Source organism: Agrobacterium sp. LEGMi-208b (genome assembly GCF_059511785.1).
Genome location: NZ_CM183445.1, coordinates 2,473,491 through 2,492,419 on the forward strand (window position 1 = coordinate 2,473,491; position 18,929 = coordinate 2,492,419).

The following is an 18,929-nucleotide window of genomic DNA, read 5'->3' on the forward strand; positions in this document are numbered from 1 at the left end:
ATATGAACAGGGTTGTTGTTGCTGTCGCGGCGGGCGTTGTTATGCTCGCTTCGCAGGCGGGAATTGCTTTTGCCAAAGACGAGGACGTTAAGACCAAAACCGTGACGCTGGAGACCTTCTTCCGCAAGCCCGGTTATCCCATTCCCGAAAAGAGCCTGCCTTCTTCGCTCAGAAACGACTATTCCGATCTGATCGTCAAATATGCCAAGCGTTACGGCGTTCCCACCAATCTGGCGCATGCCGTGGTTTCGGTGGAAAGCAAGTTCAACCCCAAGGCCCGCGGCAGCGCCGGCGAGGTCGGGCTGATGCAGATCAAGCCGGCAACGGCGCGGATGATGGGCTATCGCGGCACGACCAAGGCGCTCTACGATCCCGAGACCAATATCCGCTGGGGCATGCAATATCTGGCGACGGCGCATCAGCTGGGCGGCGGTCAGGTGTGCAGCACGATCCTGCGTTACAATGCAGGCCATGGCGCCACCCGTATGAACCCGGTCTCCAAGCGCTATTGCGGCAAGGTGCAGGCGCTGCTGGCCGGCTGAGGTCGCCATCGATCATCTGCGAAATTGCGAAAAGCGATTCCGGTTCGGTCCGGCATGCTGTAGTCAGAAACAAATCTGATACGGAGCATGACATGCCGGATTTTAAATATATCGTGGTCGGGGCAGGGATGATGGGAGCGGCCGCGGCGCGGCATCTCTCCGTGCAAACGGATGGCGTGGCGCTGATCGGGCCGGGCGAGCCGGCCGATCGCAAGACCCATCAAGGCGTGTTTTCAAGCCATTACGACGAAGCGCGTATCACCCGTGGTTTTGACGGCGATCCCGTCTGGGCCGAACTCGCGTTGCGATCGATCCGGCGTTATGCGGAGATCGAGGACAAAAGCGGCATCCGCTTTTTCACCGAAGCGGGCTGCCTGTTCACCGGCAACGGCAAGGGGCTTGCGGGAGACTATGTGTCGCGAGCGCTGTCCTCGGCGGATCGTCTTGGTCTTGATGTGGAAACGCTTGGCAACGCTGCGCTGGCCGACCGATTTCCAATGTTCTCGCTGCCTGCCGATCATGGCGGTTATTTCGAGGCCAGCAATGCCGGCCACGTCAATCCACGGGCGCTGGTGAAGGCGCAATGCGCGATTGCCGGAGCGCAGGGCGCGCGGCTTGTGCGGGAGACGGCGGTGCATATCCGCGATACCTCCCGTGGGGTCGAGGTCAAGACGCGGGAAGGGGCCACCTATACGGCCGAAAAGGTCATCGTCGCGGCGGGTGGTTTCACCAATATGGCGGAGCTTCTGCCGTCACCGGTGGATATGGCGGCCACGGGCCGCACCATCGTCTTTTTCGAACTGGATGAGGCACGGCAGGCCCTTTTCGGTGCGATGCCTTCGACCATCGTACTGGCGGAAACCGAGGACGACATCGTCTACATCCTGCCGCCGGTGCGTTATCCCGATGGCAAGGTCTATCTGAAGATCGGCGGCGAGAGCGAAAAGGGCCGGCTTGAAACGCTTGCGGAGGCGGTGGGCTGGTTCCATTCGGATGGTACGCCTGATGAGGTGGAGTTCCTGAAAAAGCGGGCCTTATCCTTGATGCCTGAGCTCGCCGGTTGCCCGGTCACTTCGGGCTCCTGTGTCGCCTCGATTACCCGCAGCGGTTATCCCTATATCGGCTATACGCAATCCTCCAATATCGCGGTTCTGACAGGCGGCAATTTCGTCTCCGCCAAGTCTTCGGACGAGATCGGACGGCTGGGCGCGATGCTGCTTTTGAACGGACAGCTGACCGAGGACGAATTCGCCGCCGAAATGTCGCCGGTTTTCGTCTGACATTCAGGGAGGAAGCGGCTACAAGGTTGCGACGGAAATGAGCGGGTGAAGAGGGCGGCATGTCGGGACATTTCAAATACATCGTCGTGGGTCGCGGCATGATGGGTGCGGCTGCCGCCCGCCATCTGGCCGAAACGGTGGATGGCGTCGCGCTGATCGGTCCCGGCGAACCTGCCGACATCAAATCGCATCAGGGCGTCTTCGCCAGCCACTATGACGAGGCGCGGATTACCCGCACCATCGATGGCGATGCCGACTGGGCCTTGCTCGCCAACCGTTCCATCGCGCGTTATGCCGATATTGCCACACGCAGCGGTGTCGAGTTTTACGCGCCGGTCGGTTGCCTGATGGTTGGACCTCAACGGGGCGGCGCCAATCCCTTTGTCGACGATGTTCTGAAAGCGGCGGCTCGGCTCGGCGTTTCCACGGAACTGCTTGAGGACCATAGCCTTAAAAGCCGCTTTACCTATTTCTCCTTCGAACAGGGTTGCGAAGGCGTGTTTGAGAGGGACAATGCCGGTTACGTCAACCCGCGCGCACTGGTGAAGGCGCAGGCCGTATTGGCGGGAAAGGCGGGCGTTACGCTGATCGACGATATTGTCGTCTCGACGCGGGAAGAGGATGGTCGCGCCTCGGTGCGGACGGCTTCCGGTGCGGTTTATACCGCAGACCGGGTGCTGGTGGCGGCCGGCGGGTTCTCGATCACCAAAGATCTGCTGCCGCAACCGGTCGGGCTTGATGTTTATGCCCGTACCGTCGCTTTCTTCGAGATAGACGAGGATGACCTTGGGCAATATGCGGGCATGCCGTCGCTGATCTACGAACCGCGTGATACGACCAAACATATCTATCTCCTGCCGCCGGTGCGTTATCCCGACGGAAAATTCTACCTGAAGATCGGTGGCGATCCGGACGACAAGAGGCTCGGTAGCGATCCGGAAATCCGGCAATGGTTTCGCTCCGGGGGGCGCGAAAGCGTGCGCGATCATCTCTCGGGGATTGTCGGAACGCTGGTGCCTTCCATCGATCTCTCGCGGGTCTCGATGGCCGCCTGCGTCGTCTCCAAAACGCGAAGCGGTTATCCGGCCATCGGCTTCACCGCCTCGCCGCGCATCGCGGTTCTGACCGGTGGCAACGGCACCGCGGCCAAGAGTTCCGATGAGATCGGCCGGCTCGGTGCTGTGCTGCTGCGGGACGGGGAAATCGCCGACGGGGCCTTCTCGACGGATTTCAAACCGGCATTTCTTTGATCTTTCTCTGCGCTTTTCGGTGGCTTTCGTTTCGGAACATGGTTATGCAGCCCATGCCAGTTGGCCGGGCAGCCGCGCTTTACCAATGTCGAAAGACGGTAAGGTGAGGAAAGTCCGGGCTCCACGGAAATACGGTGCCGGATAACGTCCGGCGGGGGCGACCCCAGGGAAAGTGCCACAGAGAGCAAACCGCCATGCATCGCATGGTAAGGGTGAAAGGGTGGGGTAAGAGCCCACCGCGCTTCTGGTAACAGCGGCGGCAAGGTAAACCCCACCGGGAGCAAGACCGAATAGGGATGACACGGGGCGGGCGAAAGCCCGTTCACAGCCGGTTTCCGGGCCCGTCATCCGGGTGGGTTGCGCGAGGCGGCATGCAAATGCCGTCCCAGATGAATGGCTGCCACGTTCCGGGTCAAACCGGGGCCATACAGAACCCGGCTTACAGGCCAACTGGCGAATTTTCCTTTTCGGCTCCGGAGCGGGAGTTCCGAAAAGACGTAATCATTCTGTTGTTTCATAAAGGAAAAATTCTTGTTTCACCGCGCCTTTCCGCGCCGTGAAAGCGCATCGACGCGCCTGAAGTAAACCATTCGTTAAACTTAACGGCTTATGAATTTCCGATGCGAAGTCGGTATCGTGCCGGCTTCTCCCATTGACGCCCATAGTGTCCCATGATATCCCAAATGCACACCACATTGGGTCGTGTTTTTGACCCGCAATCGCTGAAACGAGTGAGGAGCCTACGAGGGGCTGCTGCAGGGCACGTCGCCTTGGCGCTTGGCGATGTGTCGTGCGTACCGGTGTCGGCTGCGGAGCGGATGGATCGCTTTGCGGCATGCGGTTTTGGCGAGTTGAGTAATGGACCGCTTTTTATCGAACGTGACGAACAGGATCGACGCCAAGGGGCGCGTTTCGGTTCCGTCTCCGTTTCGTTCGGTGCTGGTCAGGCGCGGCATTCAGGAGCTTTATTGTCTCCAGGATTTCGCCTTTCCGGCAATCAGTGTCGGCGGTCCGGATTTGCTGGAGCGCTACGAGCGGCAGATAGCGTCCATGGATGCCTTCTCGCCGCAAGCGAACGCAATGTCGCTGCTTGTTCACGGCGGCGGCGTTTTCATGAAGCTCGACCAGGAAGGTCGATTGATGGTGACGGATTTCGTGCGGGAATTCACCGGCATCTCCACCGAGGTCACCTTCGTCGGACGGGCGGATCATTTTCAGCTTTGGCAACCGAATGCGTTTCTGGCGGCGCAGGCGGAAGCAAGAGCGGGGCGCGGTTTTTCGGCTGCTCGCCCCGCATAGGACGGGGACACGGAATGGCGGCGAATTCTGGCGGGCGATCTTCTGATGCCGATGGCGGACCTCAGCGTCACATCCCGGTCCTGCTTCGCGAAGTCATTGCCGCGCTGGAGCCTGCACCCGGCAAGATCATTCTCGACGGCACCTTTGGCGCCGGCGGTTATACCCAGGCCATTCTCGATCAGGGTGCAAATGTCATCGCGCTGGACCGCGATCCGACAGCGATCGCCGGCGGTCAGGCCATGGTTGCCAGCAATGGCGGCCGGTTGAACCTTATCCAGTCGCAATTTTCCGATCTGGCCAAGCACGCCCCCGAGGGTGGGCTTGATGGCGTCGTTCTCGATATCGGCGTTTCCTCCATGCAGATCGACGAGGCCGAGCGGGGTTTCTCCTTCCAGAAGAACGGTCCGCTCGACATGCGCATGTCCGCTTCCGGCGTTTCGGCGGCCGATGTCGTCAACCGCGCGAAGGTCGGCGATCTCATTCGCATCTTCGGTTTTCTCGGTGAGGAAAAGCAGCCGGGTCGCATTGCCCGCGCCATCGAGAAGAAGCGGGCGGAGGAGCCCTTCCGCACCACCCGCGATCTGGCTGGCCTCATCGAGATCGTCACGCCGCGCAAGGCGAAGGATAAAATCCATCCCGCGACGCGCGTGTTTCAGGCGCTGCGTGTTTTCGTCAATGACGAGCTTGGCGAGTTGGCGCAGGCGCTGTTCGCTGCAGAGCGGTCCTTGAAGCCCGGCGGCCGGCTGGTCGTCGTCACCTTCCATTCGCTGGAAGACCGCATCGTCAAGAAATTCTTCTCCGACCGTTCCGGCAAGGCCGCCGGTTCCCGGCATCTGCCGATGGTCGAGGACAAGCCGGCTATTTTCGATGCTATCGGCAAGCCGATGATCGCTGCCAGCGACGAGGAGGCGGAGCTTAATCCGCGTGCCCGTTCCGCCAAGCTGCGGGCTGGCCTGCGCACCACCGCACCGGCACGGGCCGCGGATTTCTCGATCTTCGAACTTCCCGATCTCGCCAGCCTTGAAAAGATGGGAGGCTGATATGCTGCGCACTTTCGATGTCATCTTGATGGGTGTGATGGTCGCGGCCGCGGTCGTCACCTATTCGATCAAGCACAAGGCCGACCTCAAACTTGAGGAAGTCCGCAAGCTGGAAGCCGAGATCAAGCTTGAAAAGGATACGATCGATCTTCTGCGGGCCGACTGGGCGCTGCTGACGCAGCCGAACCGTCTGCACCGTCTGGTCAATGCCTATCAGACGGAACTCGGCCTTTCGCCGACGCTGCCGACGCAACTGGCGCAGCCGCGCGAGCTTCCCATGCTGCGTTCGCAATTGCCGCAGCCGCCCGAGCCTGAGGGCATGAGCGTCGAGGACGTGATTGCCGCCGCCGTCAACGGTTCCAAGCCGGGCGCCACGCTCGGTGGCGCTTCGAAGCCGAAATCGCCGCCTGCAGGCCAGATCGCCGTGAACGGCGTTCCGGTGCCCACGCCCCGCGCACGCGTTTCACGTCCGGCGCCGGCACCTGTACCGGTCGCTTCCGCCACCGCTGGCGATGAAACCGGCGAGATGGATGAAACCATAACAGGATCGGTGAACCGCTGATGTCTTTTCTCTCCCGCGTCATGGTTCTGAAGAGCAAGGCTCACTTTTCCGCCAGCACCACCGGTGTCTATACGGATCATGCGGCTTTTGAGGGTGCCCGCAAGAAGCGCGCCGCCCAGGCGAAAAGCCGCGTCGGCCTTCTCATTTTCGGTTTCGTCGCCTTTTATGCCGTCGTGGGCGGCCGTCTCGTGCAATATGGCATGGCGGAACAGGAAACGGTGTCGAGCATCGCGCCCGCAGACAGGCTGATGGCGTCGCGCCCCGATCTCCTCGACCGTAACGGCGAGGTGCTGGCCACCGATATCCGCACCGTCTCGCTGTTTGCCGAACCGCATCGCATCGTCGATATCGATGAGGCCATTGAGAAGCTGCGCACCGTGCTGCCTGACCTCGATCAGCGCAGTACCTATCAGAAGCTTTCCTCCAATTCGCGTTTCCAGTGGCTGCGCCGCCAGCTGACGCCGAAGCAGCAGAGCCAGATCCTGGCGCTCGGCATTCCCGGCGTCGGGTTCCGCCCGGAAAAGCGCCGCTTTTATCCCGGCGGGCCGACCGCCGCCCATGTCGTCGGCCACGTCAATATCGACAATCGCGGCGTTGCGGGCATGGAACGTTACGTCGACAGCCAGGGCCTTGCCGATCTGACGGCGCTTGGCATGACCAGCGACCAGCCGCTGGAGCCGGTGAAGCTTTCCATCGATCTGCGTGTGCAGTCCATCGTTCGTGAAGTCGTGACCGCGGCGATCGCCAAGTTCCAGGCGATCGGTGCGGGCGCCGTGGTTCTGGATGTGCATACCGGTGAAGTTCTCGCCATGGCCTCGGTGCCGGATTACGATCCGAACAACCCGGCCGAAGGCGCCAAGGAAGGCTGGCTCAACCGCATGTCGAACGGCACGTTCGAAATGGGTTCCACCTTCAAGTCCTTTACGATTGCCATGGGTCTCGATTCGGGCCGCGTCCGTCTCGGTGACATGTTTGATGCGCGTTACCCGATCCGCATTGGTGGCTTCACCATCAAGGACTTCCACGGCAAGGGCCGGATGCTTTCGGTGCCGGAAATCTTCCAGTATTCGTCCAACATCGGTACGGCCAAGATCGCCGACACTGTCGGCACCGAAGGCCACAAGGAATTCCTCACAAGGCTTGGCCTCCTGACCCGCATGCAGACCGAACTGCCGGAAGTGGCTTTGCCGTCGCAGCCGCGTGAATGGAAGAAGATCAACTCCATCACCATTTCCTTCGGTCACGGCGTTTCCACGACACCGCTGCAGACGGCGGTCGCCGGTGCGGCACTCGTCAATGGCGGCAAACTGATCGAGCCGACATTCCTGCCGCGTACCCGCGAGCAGGCGGATCAGGTGGCGAAGCAGGTTCTGAAACCGGGCGCCAGCAAGGACATGCGTTTCCTGTTCGAATGGAACGGCGTCAACGGTTCCGGCCGCAATGCGCGCGTCGACGGCTTCAACGTCGGCGGCAAGACCGGCACGGCTGACAAGGTCGTCAACGGACGTTACGTGCACGACAAGAACTTCAACGCCTTCCTGTCGGCCTTCCCGATGGACGACCCGCAATATGTGGTGCTGTCCTTCATCGATGAGCCGAAGACGGACAAGGGCAACGGTGCGGCGCTCGCCGGCACGTCGGCCGCACCCATGGTGCACGATATCATCACCCGCACGGCGGCGGTGCTGGGCGTAAAGCCGAAGTTCGGCAAGGACGGCTCGGCCTTGCTCGTGTCTTATTGATTGTTAGCTTATGATGTTCCGGCGATTCGTGCCGGGGGGACAAGACGGAAACAGTCGATGAATTTGCGAGATATATCCGGAAATGCGTTTCCGGAATTGAATGAATTGCTCCTGTCAAGGATCGGGGCAATCGAAATCGGGGGGATCACCGCAGACAGCCGCAAGGCTCAGCCCGGCAGCCTGTTCGTGGCGGTTGCGGGCACCAAGGCTGATGGTGCGGCCTATGTGAAGGACGCGGTCGCCAAAGGTGCGGTCGCCGTTGTTTCCGGGCACGCGGTGGAAGCCGACGTGCCGGTTCTGGTTGTCTCAGACCCGCGCCTTTATCTCTCGCTTGCCGCTTCCCGTTTTTATGGAAAACAGCCTGAAATCATGGTTGCCGTCACCGGCACGGCGGGCAAAACATCCGTTGCTTCCTTCGTGCGGCAAATCTGGGCTTTTGCCGGCCATGCCGCCGCGCAGATCGGCACCACGGGCGTCATCGCTCCCGGCCGCGAGGATTATGGCGCGCTGACGACGCCTGATCCGGTGACGCTGCATGCGCTTCTGGCCGAACTTGCCGCCGAAGGCGTGACGCATGCGGCAATGGAGGCTTCGAGCCACGGCCTCGACCAGCGCCGTCTCGACGGCGTCAGGCTTTCAGCTGCCGGCTTCACCAATCTTGGCCGCGACCACATGGATTACCATCCGACCATCGAGGATTACATGGCCGCAAAGATGCGGCTCTTCGATACGCTGATGGAAAAAGGCGCTCCCGCCGTGATCTTCGCTGACGACCCATGGTCGGACAAGGCCATACAGGCGGCGCACGAAGCGGGTCTCGATGTGCGCACCGTCGGCCGCAAGGGCCGATATCTGACGCTGAAGCGTGTCGAGCATTTCCGTCACAAGCAGATGATCGAAGTGCATCATGACGGCGTTATTTATGAAGTCGATATCCCGCTGGCGGGTGATTTCCAGGTTGCGAATGCGCTTGTTGCCGCCGGTCTTGCCATCTCCACCGGCGTTCCGACTTCGACAGCATTGAAGGCGCTTGAAAAGCTGATCGGCGCTGCCGGCCGTCTGGAGCTCGTGGGCCAGACGAAGAACGGCGCGCTTGCTTATGTGGATTACGCCCACAAGCCGGATGCGCTGGAAAATGTTCTGACCTCTGTGCGCCCCTTCACCTCGGGCCGTATCATCACCGTCTTCGGTTGCGGCGGCGACCGCGACAAGGGCAAGCGTCCGATCATGGGTGAGGTGGCGACGCGTCTCTCCGACATCGTCATCGTCACTGATGATAATCCGCGTTCGGAAGATGCCGCGACGATCCGCTCCGAGGTCATGGCGGCGGCACCCGGCGCATTGGAAATCGGCGACAGGTCGCAGGCGATCCGCCATGCGGTGTCGATGCTGTCGCATGGCGACACGCTGATCGTTGCCGGCAAGGGGCATGAAGAAGGGCAGATCGTCGGCTCCGTGACGCTACCGTTTTCCGATCATGAACAGGTGCGCGGTGCACTGGCAGGGCTGGAAGGATCGAAGATTTGAGCTGGTTATGGACAGTCGCTGACATGATCGCCATCACGGCAGGACGCCCCGTGGGCAACCTGCCGACCGGTATCACCGGCATTTCCATTGACAGCCGGACGGTCAAACAGGGTGAGGCCTTCTTCGCGATCAAGGGGGATCGGGTGGACGGTCATGATTATACCAGCTTCGCCGTTGCCAACGGCGCCGGTCTTCTGGTCGTTGCCGAAGCCAAGCTGCCGGCGCTCGGTCGCCTGACCGTGCCGATGATCGTGGTCGAAGACGTGCTCGCAGCCCTTGGCAAGCTTGCCATTGCGGCGCGCGAAAGAACGTCTGCGCGCATCATCGCGGTGACCGGCTCGGTCGGCAAGACCACCACCAAGGAAATGCTGCGGCAGGCTCTGGCTCCTTCGGGCCGGGTGCATGCGGCGGTGGCGTCCTTCAACAACCATTGGGGCGTGCCGCTGACACTCGCGCGCATGCCGGCGGACACGGAATTCGGTGTCTTCGAAATCGGCATGAACCATTCCGGCGAAATCCGGCCGCTGGTAAAGATGGTCCGTCCGCATGTGGCGATCATCACCACCATCGCGCCGGCCCATCTCGGCAATTTCAAGAATATCGAAGAGATCGCCGCCGCCAAGGCGGAGATTTTCGAAGGCTTGGAAGAGGGCGGTTCGGTCATCCTCAACCGCGACAACGCCCAGTTCGAGCAGCTTGAAGAAGCGGCGCAGGAACAGGGTATCGAACATATCCTTACCTTCGGGCAGCACGCCAAGGCCGATTTCCGCCTTGCGGATTTCGAGAGCACGACGACGGGCTCAACGATCTGGGCGATCCTGAACGGCGAAACCAGCGAGTTGCACATCAACATTCCCGGCCGGCACATTGCCGATAACGCCATGGCCGTGCTGGGCACCGTTGCCGTCACCGGCGCCAATCTTGACCGGGCTTTCGAGGCGCTCGGAACGCTTGAGGCGGTGAAGGGGCGCGGCCAGCGCCACCGCCTGACGATTGAAAGCGGATCCTTCCTGCTGATCGATGAAAGCTACAATGCCAATCCGGCGTCCATGCGCGCGGCGATTGCCGTGCTGGCGGAAACGGAAACGCAGGGCCATGGCCGGCGCGTCGCGGTTCTCGGCGACATGCTGGAAATGGGCGAGTTTTCCGCGCAGTTGCACGAGGAACTGGCAGGACCGCTGCTTGCGGCGGGAATCGAACATGTCTGGCTCGCGGGCGAGGCGATGGCGGCGTTGCGCGACGCGTTGCCTGATAGCGTCACCGTCATCTGGTTCCCGACGACGGCGGAACTCACCGATTTTGCCCTGCAGTGGGTGCAACCGGGAGACGCGCTGATGGTAAAATCGTCACTTGGGCTCGGTTTTGGCAAGATTGTCGCCGCCCTGCTTGACAAGTATCCGGCATTCCCCGAGACGGAACGCCAAGTCTGAAATAGCCTTTTGAAAGGGCAATTATGCTGATCTGGCTCGTCGAACTGTCGGATAAAATTCAAATCTTCAACCTGTTCCGGTACATCACCTTCCGGGCGGGTGCGGCGATGTTCACCTCTGCGTTGATCGTCTTCCTGTTTGGACCGGCCATCATCAACTCGCTGCGCGTGCGTCAGGGCAAGGGTCAGCCGATCCGTGCCGATGGACCGCAGACGCATTTCAAGAAGGCCGGCACGCCGACCATGGGCGGGCTGATGATCCTTGCCGGCATTCTCGGCGGTTCGCTGCTCTGGGGTGATCTGTCGAATGTCTATGTCGTCGCCGTTCTGATGGTGACGCTCGGTTTCGGCGCCATCGGTTTCTACGACGATTATCTGAAAGTCACGAAACAGAGCGACAAGGGTTTTTCCGGCAAGGCCCGTCTCGGCATCGAATTCCTGATCGCGGCGATTGCCGTGTTTTTCATGATGAAGATGGCGCTTGCCTCCGCGCCGCATGGCGGCACGCTCGGCAGCTCCATCGCCTTTCCCTTCTTCAAGGAATTCGTGATCAATCTCGGTTATTTCTTCGTGCTGTTCGGCGCTTTTGTCATCGTTGGGGCTGGCAATGCGGTGAACCTGACCGATGGTCTCGACGGTCTCGCCATTGTGCCGGTCATGATCGCCGCCGCTACCTTCGGCGTGATCGCCTATCTCGCCGGCAACGCGGTTTTCGCCAATTATCTGCAGATCAATTTTGTGCCCGGCACGGGTGAGCTTGCCGTCATTGTCGGCGCAGTCATCGGCGCGGGCCTCGGCTTCCTGTGGTTCAACGCGCCGCCCGCCGCCATCTTCATGGGCGATACGGGTTCGCTGGCGCTCGGCGGCCTCATCGGCTCCATCGCCGTTGCCACCAAGCACGAGATCGTCATGGTCATCGTCGGCGGTCTCTTTGTCATGGAAACCCTGTCGGTCATCATCCAGGTCTTCTGGTTCAAGCGCACGGGCAGGCGCGTTTTCCTGATGGCGCCGATCCATCATCATTTCGAGAAAAAGGGCTGGACGGAAAGCCAGGTGGTCATCCGTTTCTGGATCATCTCCGTGGGCCTTGCGCTGCTCGGTCTCGCCACCCTGAAGCTGAGGTGAGTGATGATCCCGGTCACGTCGTTTAGAGGTAAGAAGGTCGCTCTCTTCGGGCTCGGCGGTTCCGGTCTCGTTACCGCCCGGGCGCTTGTTGCCGGTGGTGCCGACGTCGTGGCTTTCGATGACAATCCCGACAGCGTTGCCAAGGCCGCGGCCGAGGGCATTATGACTGCGGACCTTCACACGATTGACTGGTCTTCGTTTTCCTCCTTCGTGCTGGCGCCCGGCGTGCCCCTGACGCATCCGAAGCCGCATTGGTCGGTGGACCTTGCGAAGGCGGCGGGCGTCGAAGTGATCGGCGATATCGAGCTTTTCATCCGCGAGCGCCGGGCACATGCACCGGATTGCCCCTTCATCGCGATTACCGGCACCAACGGCAAGTCGACGACAACGGCGCTGATCGCCCACATTCTCAACGCTTCGGGCCGCGATACGCAGCTCGGTGGCAATATCGGCACGGCGGTGCTGAGCCTCGATCCGCCGAAGGCGCAACGTTTCTACGTGGTGGAATGCTCGTCCTACCAGATCGATCTGGCTCCGACGATCAATCCGACGGCCGGTATCCTGCTCAATCTGACGCCCGATCATCTCGACCGGCATGGCACTATGCAGCATTATGCCGACGTCAAGGAACGGCTGGTGGCGGGTAGCGGCACGGCGATTGTCGGTGTGGATGACAGTCACTCGACGCTGATTGCCGATCGTATCGAGCGCGCCGGCGTCAAGGTGGAGCGCATCTCCAAGCGCAATGTCGTTTCCGAAGGTCTCTATGCCGAAGGCAGCCGGATTCTCAGGGCGCATGGCGGCACGTCTTCGCTGCTGGTCGATCTCGACGGTATCCAGACCCTGCGCGGCAGCCACAATGCACAGAACGCTGCGGCAGCGATTGCAGCCTGCCTCGCCGTCGGCGTATCGGAAGATGAGGTTCGTGCCGGTCTCAAGTCCTTCCCCGGCCTCAAGCATCGCATGCAGCCGGTGGGCCGGCGTGGCAATGTCACCTTTGTCAATGACAGCAAGGCCACCAATGCGGATGCGGCAGCGCCAGCGCTTTCGAGTTTCGACCGTATCTACTGGATCGCCGGCGGTCTGTCGAAGGCCGGCGGCATCACCAGCCTTTCGCCGCTCTTCCCGCGCATCGCCAAGGCCTATCTGATCGGCGAGGCGGCGGCCGAATTTGCGGCGACGCTCGGCGAGGCGGTGCCCTACGAAATATCAGGCACTCTGGACAAGGCCGTGCAACACGCGGCGGCGGATGCGGAAAAAGACGCGACGGCCGGCAATATCGTGATGTTATCCCCGGCTTGCGCAAGCTTCGATCAATATAAGAACTTTGAAGTCAGAGGTGATTCGTTCGTCGCGCAGGTCGCGGCGCTCGATGGCATGACGATGCTCGTTCACTCTGGAAAAGGGGGCTGAAGGCCATGGTAAGCCGAGTTGATCGCGGTCCGGTCGCGGAGTGGTTCTGGACCATCGACCGTTTCTTTCTGGCGGCGTTCATCGCACTGATGGGCATCGGCCTGATGCTGTCCTTTGCCGCTTCGCCCGCCGTTGCCGAGCGCATCGGTCTCAACAGCTTCTTCTTCGTCGAGCGCCAGGCGATGTTCATGGTGCCGTCGCTGGCGATCATGGTCGGCCTGTCCTTCCTGTCGCCGCGCCAGGTGCGCCGCGTCGCGGTCATCATGCTCATCGCTTCGCTGCTGATGATGATCTTCGCGCTGTTCTTCGGCATCGAGGTCAAGGGCGCGCGGCGCTGGATTTCCATCGGCACCTTTTCGATCCAGCCCTCGGAATTCATGAAACCGGCCTTCGTGATCGTCTGCGCATGGCTGTTTGCCGAACGGGCGCGTCATCCTGAAATACCCGGTAATCTTTTCGCCATCATCACCTTCGGCATCGTGGCCGCACTCCTGATCGCCCAGCCGGATTTCGGCCAGACGATCCTGACATCGGTGGTCTGGGGCGGCATGTTCTTCATGGCCGGCGTTCCGTGGTTCTGGATCATCATGCTCGGCGGCCTCGGCGTCGGCGGCATTGTGACCGCCTATCTCATGTTGCCGCACGTCGCGGGCCGTATCGACCGGTTCTGGACGGGCGAGGGCGATACGTTTCAGGTGGACACGGCGCGCGAGGCGATCATTCGCGGCGACTGGTTCGGGCGCGGACCGGGTGAGGGCATCGTCAAGCGCATCATTCCCGACAGCCATACCGATTTCATATTCTCGGTGGCGGCGGAAGAATTCGGCATTGTTTTCTGCATGTTCCTGGTGGCCATCTTCGCCTTCATCGTACTGCGCGGCCTGTCGCACGCCTTCAAGGAAAAAGACGATTTCTGCCGTTTCGCCGTGGCCGGTCTGGTCCTTCAAATCGGCATGCAGTCGATGATCAATATCGGCGTTAATCTGGAGCTTATGCCCGCCAAGGGCATGACGCTGCCGCTGATTTCCTATGGTGGTTCGTCGATGATGGCGATCTGCGTGACCGCTGGCTTCCTTCTGGCGCTGACACGCCACAGACCCGAAAAGCGGGCGCAGGAGCGGAGTTTCTTCCGCGTCGGTTCCGGCGTTCCCGCGGAGTAAACGATTATGAGCAAGGGTATTGTTCTTCTTGCCGCCGGGGGAACCGGCGGCCATGTCTTTCCAGCCGAGGCGTTGGCGCATACGCTGAAAGCGCGTGGGTTTTCGGTGCATCTCGTCACCGACAGCCGCGCTGAACGTTATGCCGGCAAGTTTCCGGCGGATGAAATCCATGTGGTGCCTTCCGCCACCATCGGCTCGAAGAACCCGATTTCGGTGGCGCGATCGCTCTGGAAGCTGTGGGTGGGCCTGCGCGCCGCGCGTCGGCTGGTCGCCAAACTGAAGCCGGTCGCAGTCGTCGGTTTCGGCGGGTATCCCACCGTGCCGCCGCTTCTGGCATCGACCGGGCTTGGCGTTCCCTCCATCATCCACGAGCAGAATGCGGTGATGGGCCGCGCCAACAAGGCGCTGGCTGCCCGCGTGAAGGCGATTGCCGGCGGTTTCCTGCCGCCTGCCAACGGCCAATATTCCGACAAGACGGTGGCGACGGGCAATCCGGTGCGCCCTGCGGTGCTGGCGGCGTCTGAAATTCCCTATACGCCCTCAAAGACGGGCGAGCCCTTCCAGCTCGTGGTTTTCGGCGGCAGCCAGGGCGCGCAGTTCTTTTCCAGCGCCGTTCCGGCAGCGATCTGCCTGCTGAAGGACGAACAGCGCAAGCGCATCGTCGTGACGCAACAGGCGCGTCCCGAAGACAAGGACAATGTGATAACGTCTTACCAGAAGCTCGGCGTAAAGGCTGACGTTTCGCCTTTCTTCGGCGACATGGCCTCGCGCATCGGTGAGGCCGATCTGGTCATCAGCCGCTCGGGCGCCTCGACCGTATCCGAGCTTTCGGTGATCGGCCGGCCGTCGATCCTCGTGCCCTATCCGCATGCGCTGGATCACGATCAGGCGGCGAACGCGGCCGCGCTTTCGGCGGCGGGCGGGGCAAGCGTCATCAAGCAGGCGGAACTGTCGCCGCAGAAGCTGTCCGGCCTGCTGATGTCGGCGCTTTCGGAACCGGATCGGCTTTCGGCAACGGCGGCTGCGGCCAAGGCGACCGGCAAACCGCATGCGGCGGATGTGCTGGCCGATCTGGTGGAGGCGATCGCTTCCGGCCAGTCCGTACAGGAATTCAAGAAGAAGAATGAAGGAGTTGGGGCATGAAGATGCCGAAAGCCATAGGCCTTGTGCATTTCATCGGCATAGGCGGGATCGGCATGAGCGGCATTGCCGAAGTGCTTCACAATCTCGGCCATCGCGTTCAGGGGTCGGATCAGGCCGACAGCGCCAATGTGCAGCGCCTGCGCGACAAGGGCATCGAGGTTTTTGTCGGCCACACGGCGGATAATATCGGTGACGCCGAAGTGGTGGTTGTTTCGACCGCCATCAAGAAGAACAATCCGGAACTCATTGCTGCGCGCGAAAAGCACCTGCCGATCGTTCGCCGTGCCGAAATGCTGGCCGAGCTGATGCGTTTCCGTAACGCCATCGCCATCGGCGGCACCCATGGCAAGACGACGACCACCTCCATGGTCGCAACCCTGCTCGAAGCCGGCAATCTCGATCCGACCGTCATCAATGGCGGCATCATCAATGCCTATGGTACCAATGCCCGCATGGGCGAGGGCGAGTGGATGGTGGTGGAGGCCGACGAATCCGACGGTACCTTCCTGAAACTGCCGGCCGATGTGGCCGTCATCACCAATATCGATCCGGAGCATCTCGACCATTACGGCAATTTCGATGCCGTGCGCGCCGCGTTCCGTCAGTTCGTCGAGAACGTGCCTTTCTACGGCTTTGGCGTCATGTGCCTCGACCACCCGGAAGTGCAGGCGCTGGTCGGCCGCATCGAGGACCGCAAGGTCATCACATACGGCGAGAACCCGCAGGCCGACGTTCGTTTTTCGAACGTGCGCATCGATGGCACGCGCTCGGTATTCGACGTGGAAATCCGCCGTCGCCGCACCGGCAAGATATTCTCCTTCAAGGACCTCGTCCTGCCGATGCCCGGCCGCCACAATGTGTCGAATGCGACGGCTGCAATCGCCGTCGCCAATCGTCTCGGCATTTCGGAAGCCGACATCAAGAAGGGCCTTGCCTCCTTCGCCGGCGTCAAGCGTCGCTTCACGCTGACGGGCGAAGCCAATGGCGTTCAGGTCTTTGATGACTACGGTCACCACCCGGTCGAGATCAAGGCCGTGCTGGCAGCAGCGCGGGAGGCCTGCAAGCGCCGTATCATCGCCGTGCACCAGCCGCACCGCTATAGCCGCCTTTCCAGCCTGTTCGACGATTTCGCGCATTGTTTTAACGATGCCGACACGATTATCCTTGCTCCGGTCTATGCCGCGGGCGAAGATCCGATCGAAGGCGCAAGCTCGGAAGCGCTGGTTTCGGCCATCAAGGCCGCCGGCCATCGGGACGCCCGTTTTCTCGAAAAACGGGAAGATCTCGCCTCAGTGGTTGCAGGCATTGCGAATCCGGGTGATTTCGTGGTTCTCTTGGGGGCTGGAAATATCACGCAATGGGCAGCAGTACTGCCTTCGGAATTGAAGAGCATATCAGGAAAGTCTGAATGAGACAGGTCGATGGGGTTAAATTGCTGGGGAGGCTCGGCGACGGGGTAAATGAATTGCGGGGACGTCTGACACCGGATGCGCCCATGGACCGCGTGACGTGGTTCAGAGCCGGCGGACTTGCGGAAGTCATGTTCCAGCCGCACGATACCGACGATCTGATCGCCTTCCTGAAAATTCTGCCGGAAGACGTGCCGTTGACCGTGGTCGGCGTCGGCTCGAACCTTCTGGTGCGCGATGGCGGCATTCCGGGCGTGGTCGTCCGTCTGTCCGCCAAGGGTTTCGGCCAGGTGGAGCTGGCGGGGGAAAACCGCATCAAGGCCGGTGCGATCTGCCCGGACAAGCATATTGCGGCGATGGCCATGGATAATGGCATTGGCGGGTTCCACTTCTTTTACGGCATTCCCGGCTCCATCGGCGGCGCGCTTCGCATGAATGCCGGCGCCAATGGCGGCGAGACGCGCGATCGCGTTGTGGAAGTCTATGCGGTGGACCGTCAGGGCAACCAGCATGTGCTATCCAATGCGGATATGGGCTACAGCTACCGCCATTCCGGCGCCGATGCGGGCCTGATCTTCACCGGCGCGCTGTTTGAGGGTTATCCGGAAGACAAGGCGAAAATCCGCGCCGATATGGATGCCGTGCGCCACCATCGCGAGACCGTTCAGCCGATCCGCGAACAGACGGGCGGCTCCACTTTCAAGAATCCCGAAGGTCATTCCGCCTGGGAACTGATCGATGAGGCGGGCGGCCGCGGTCTCGTCATCGGCGGCGCACAGATGTCGTCGCTGCATTGCAATTTCATGATCAATACGGGCCATGCGACCGGTTACGATCTGGAATATCTGGGCGAGACCATCCGCAAGCGCGTGTTCGAGAAGTCGGGCATCCGGCTGGAATGGGAAATCAAGCGGCTAGGCCTTTTCATGCCGGGCCGCGAAGTGGAACCCTTCCTCGGGGCGTAATCCCCGGCGGATGCTGCGTATCGCAAGAAAATCCTGCTGTTGATCCGGCCGCTGCGTGTATCGTAACGGTCGATCAACAGTTTTTCCCGTAATATCGGGGGAAAATACGAGAGTGAGTGAGGCGAGGTCTCGTTCCCTCAATATTAAATTGCTTTTTTATTTGGAAATACCAACGACATTACGTGATTTAGGCACTTTTGAGCATGATCTTGGGTCTTTGGAAAAAACCGATCGAGATGATGAGTTTTTCGGTCGCGACGCTGGAGGGCCGGCGGCGGCTCGACCCTCTGGAATTCTCCATCCGTATCGCGTGCCTCGTGACGGTCATCGTCATCGTGATGTGCACGGGCGGCCTGACGCTTCTTGCACAATTCGGGCTGGTGACCGATCTCATCAACGGTATCATGCTGAGCGTGACGCTTGGCGGCGCTGTGGCGTTTACGGTGACGTTGCTGGTTTGCTGGCTGAATGCCAAGGAAGTGCAAATTCTCATGCAATCCCACGAGCGCTTCCTGCATTTGAGCCATACGGACGCCCTGACTGGCCTCAGCAACCGGCTCGGCCTTTATGCGGCATGCGCCGAACTCGGCAGTGACTATTGCGTCGCCTTTCTCGATATCGATCATTTCAAGTCGGTGAACGACAGATACAGCCATCTCGTCGGTGATCTTGTCATTTCAGGCGTGGCCCGCAGGATAAGAGAGCATTTTGATCCCCCGGCCCATGTCGCCCGTCTGGGCGGCGAGGAATTTGTGGTCGTGCAGGAAACCAGCCCGCTTGCCTTCCTGCAAATGTGCGAAAGGGTGCGCGCGGCGATCGAAACGACGCCGGTAGAGCATCAAGATCTGCGGATCACGGTGACGATTTCGATTGGGGTTGCTTTTCGCGGCGACGCCGAAATCTTCGACAAGGTCATGCACAATGCCGATCTGGCGCTTTATCGGGCAAAGGGCGGGGGGCGCAATCGCGTCTGTATGACCGGCCATGTCGAGCGGCGCCAGGCCGTGGCTTAAGGGCAAAAGCAGACAAGGAAAAGCCCGCGA

At 60.9% G+C, this 18,929-nt stretch carries 16 protein-coding genes and 1 other RNA gene; all 17 read left to right on the forward strand.

The features are described 5' to 3' along the window. Positions 1-2 precede the first annotated feature (2 nt). The 17 genes from AC5YUO_RS11945 (at position 3) to AC5YUO_RS12025 (ending at position 18,899) form a co-directional block, all read left to right on the forward strand. Positions 3-542, forward strand: a complete 540-nt coding sequence (locus AC5YUO_RS11945) for a transglycosylase SLT domain-containing protein (protein ID WP_113076569.1) — start codon at positions 3-5, stop codon at positions 540-542. 92 nt (positions 543-634) lie between these two features. After that, positions 635-1,822 (forward strand): NAD(P)/FAD-dependent oxidoreductase, encoded by a 1,188-nt coding sequence (locus AC5YUO_RS11950; protein WP_496153447.1) that lies wholly within the window; start codon positions 635-637, stop codon positions 1,820-1,822. A gap of 59 nt (positions 1,823-1,881) precedes the next feature. Beyond that, entirely contained in the window at positions 1,882-3,072 is a 1,191-nt protein-coding gene (locus AC5YUO_RS11955; protein WP_496153448.1) for an NAD(P)/FAD-dependent oxidoreductase, read from the forward strand. 56 nt (positions 3,073-3,128) lie between these two features. Further along, positions 3,129-3,530, forward strand: an RNA gene (gene rnpB, locus AC5YUO_RS11960) — RNase P RNA component class A. A gap of 400 nt (positions 3,531-3,930) precedes the next feature. Next, a complete protein-coding gene (mraZ, locus tag AC5YUO_RS11965) occupies positions 3,931-4,371 on the forward strand; it encodes a division/cell wall cluster transcriptional repressor MraZ (protein WP_496153449.1) in 441 nt (146 codons plus the stop codon). 14 nt (positions 4,372-4,385) lie between these two features. Next, on the forward strand, positions 4,386-5,411 hold the full coding sequence (rsmH, locus tag AC5YUO_RS11970; RefSeq protein ID WP_496153450.1) for a 16S rRNA (cytosine(1402)-N(4))-methyltransferase RsmH: 1,026 nt from the start codon (positions 4,386-4,388) through the stop codon (positions 5,409-5,411). A gap of 1 nt (position 5,412) precedes the next feature. Continuing rightward, positions 5,413-5,973, forward strand: coding sequence for a cell division protein FtsL (gene ftsL, locus AC5YUO_RS11975; RefSeq protein ID WP_400813302.1), 561 nt, complete (start codon positions 5,413-5,415; stop codon positions 5,971-5,973). Beyond that, entirely contained in the window at positions 5,973-7,715 is a 1,743-nt protein-coding gene (locus AC5YUO_RS11980) for a peptidoglycan D,D-transpeptidase FtsI family protein (RefSeq protein WP_400813303.1), read from the forward strand. The genes ftsL and AC5YUO_RS11980 overlap by 1 nt, the downstream gene beginning before the upstream one ends. 57 nt (positions 7,716-7,772) lie before the next feature. Beyond that, a complete protein-coding gene (locus AC5YUO_RS11985; RefSeq protein ID WP_496153451.1) occupies positions 7,773-9,242 on the forward strand; it encodes a UDP-N-acetylmuramoyl-L-alanyl-D-glutamate--2,6-diaminopimelate ligase in 1,470 nt (489 codons plus the stop codon). Then, the gene (locus AC5YUO_RS11990) at positions 9,239-10,672 is read left to right on the forward strand and encodes a UDP-N-acetylmuramoylalanyl-D-glutamyl-2,6-diaminopimelate--D-alanyl-D-alanine ligase (RefSeq protein ID WP_496153452.1); all 1,434 of its coding nucleotides are present in this window, start codon (positions 9,239-9,241) and stop codon (positions 10,670-10,672) included. The genes AC5YUO_RS11985 and AC5YUO_RS11990 overlap by 4 nt, the downstream gene beginning before the upstream one ends. A gap of 23 nt (positions 10,673-10,695) precedes the next feature. Further along, positions 10,696-11,796 carry a phospho-N-acetylmuramoyl-pentapeptide-transferase gene (gene mraY / locus AC5YUO_RS11995; protein ID WP_003522196.1) on the forward strand — a complete coding sequence of 367 codons (1,101 nt, stop codon included), beginning with the start codon at positions 10,696-10,698 and terminating at the stop codon, positions 11,794-11,796. Between the two features lie 3 nt (positions 11,797-11,799). Further along, positions 11,800-13,209 carry a UDP-N-acetylmuramoyl-L-alanine--D-glutamate ligase gene (gene murD / locus AC5YUO_RS12000; protein WP_496153453.1) on the forward strand — a complete coding sequence of 470 codons (1,410 nt, stop codon included), beginning with the start codon at positions 11,800-11,802 and terminating at the stop codon, positions 13,207-13,209. Between the two features lie 5 nt (positions 13,210-13,214). Beyond that, positions 13,215-14,369, forward strand: coding sequence for a putative lipid II flippase FtsW (gene ftsW, locus AC5YUO_RS12005; protein WP_004430748.1), 1,155 nt, complete (start codon positions 13,215-13,217; stop codon positions 14,367-14,369). A gap of 6 nt (positions 14,370-14,375) precedes the next feature. Further along, positions 14,376-15,512 (forward strand): undecaprenyldiphospho-muramoylpentapeptide beta-N-acetylglucosaminyltransferase, encoded by a 1,137-nt coding sequence (murG, locus tag AC5YUO_RS12010; RefSeq protein WP_400813307.1) that lies wholly within the window; start codon positions 14,376-14,378, stop codon positions 15,510-15,512. Next, the gene (gene murC / locus AC5YUO_RS12015) at positions 15,509-16,924 is read left to right on the forward strand and encodes a UDP-N-acetylmuramate--L-alanine ligase (protein ID WP_496153454.1); all 1,416 of its coding nucleotides are present in this window, start codon (positions 15,509-15,511) and stop codon (positions 16,922-16,924) included. The genes murG and murC overlap by 4 nt, the downstream gene beginning before the upstream one ends. Continuing rightward, complete coding sequence (gene murB / locus AC5YUO_RS12020; protein ID WP_400813309.1) at positions 16,921-17,886, forward strand: UDP-N-acetylmuramate dehydrogenase; 966 nt, start codon at positions 16,921-16,923, stop codon at positions 17,884-17,886. Before murC ends, murB begins: the two co-directional genes overlap by 4 nt. Before the next feature lie 203 nt (positions 17,887-18,089). Beyond that, the gene (locus AC5YUO_RS12025; protein WP_496153455.1) at positions 18,090-18,899 is read left to right on the forward strand and encodes a GGDEF domain-containing protein; all 810 of its coding nucleotides are present in this window, start codon (positions 18,090-18,092) and stop codon (positions 18,897-18,899) included. Positions 18,900-18,929 lie beyond the last annotated feature (30 nt).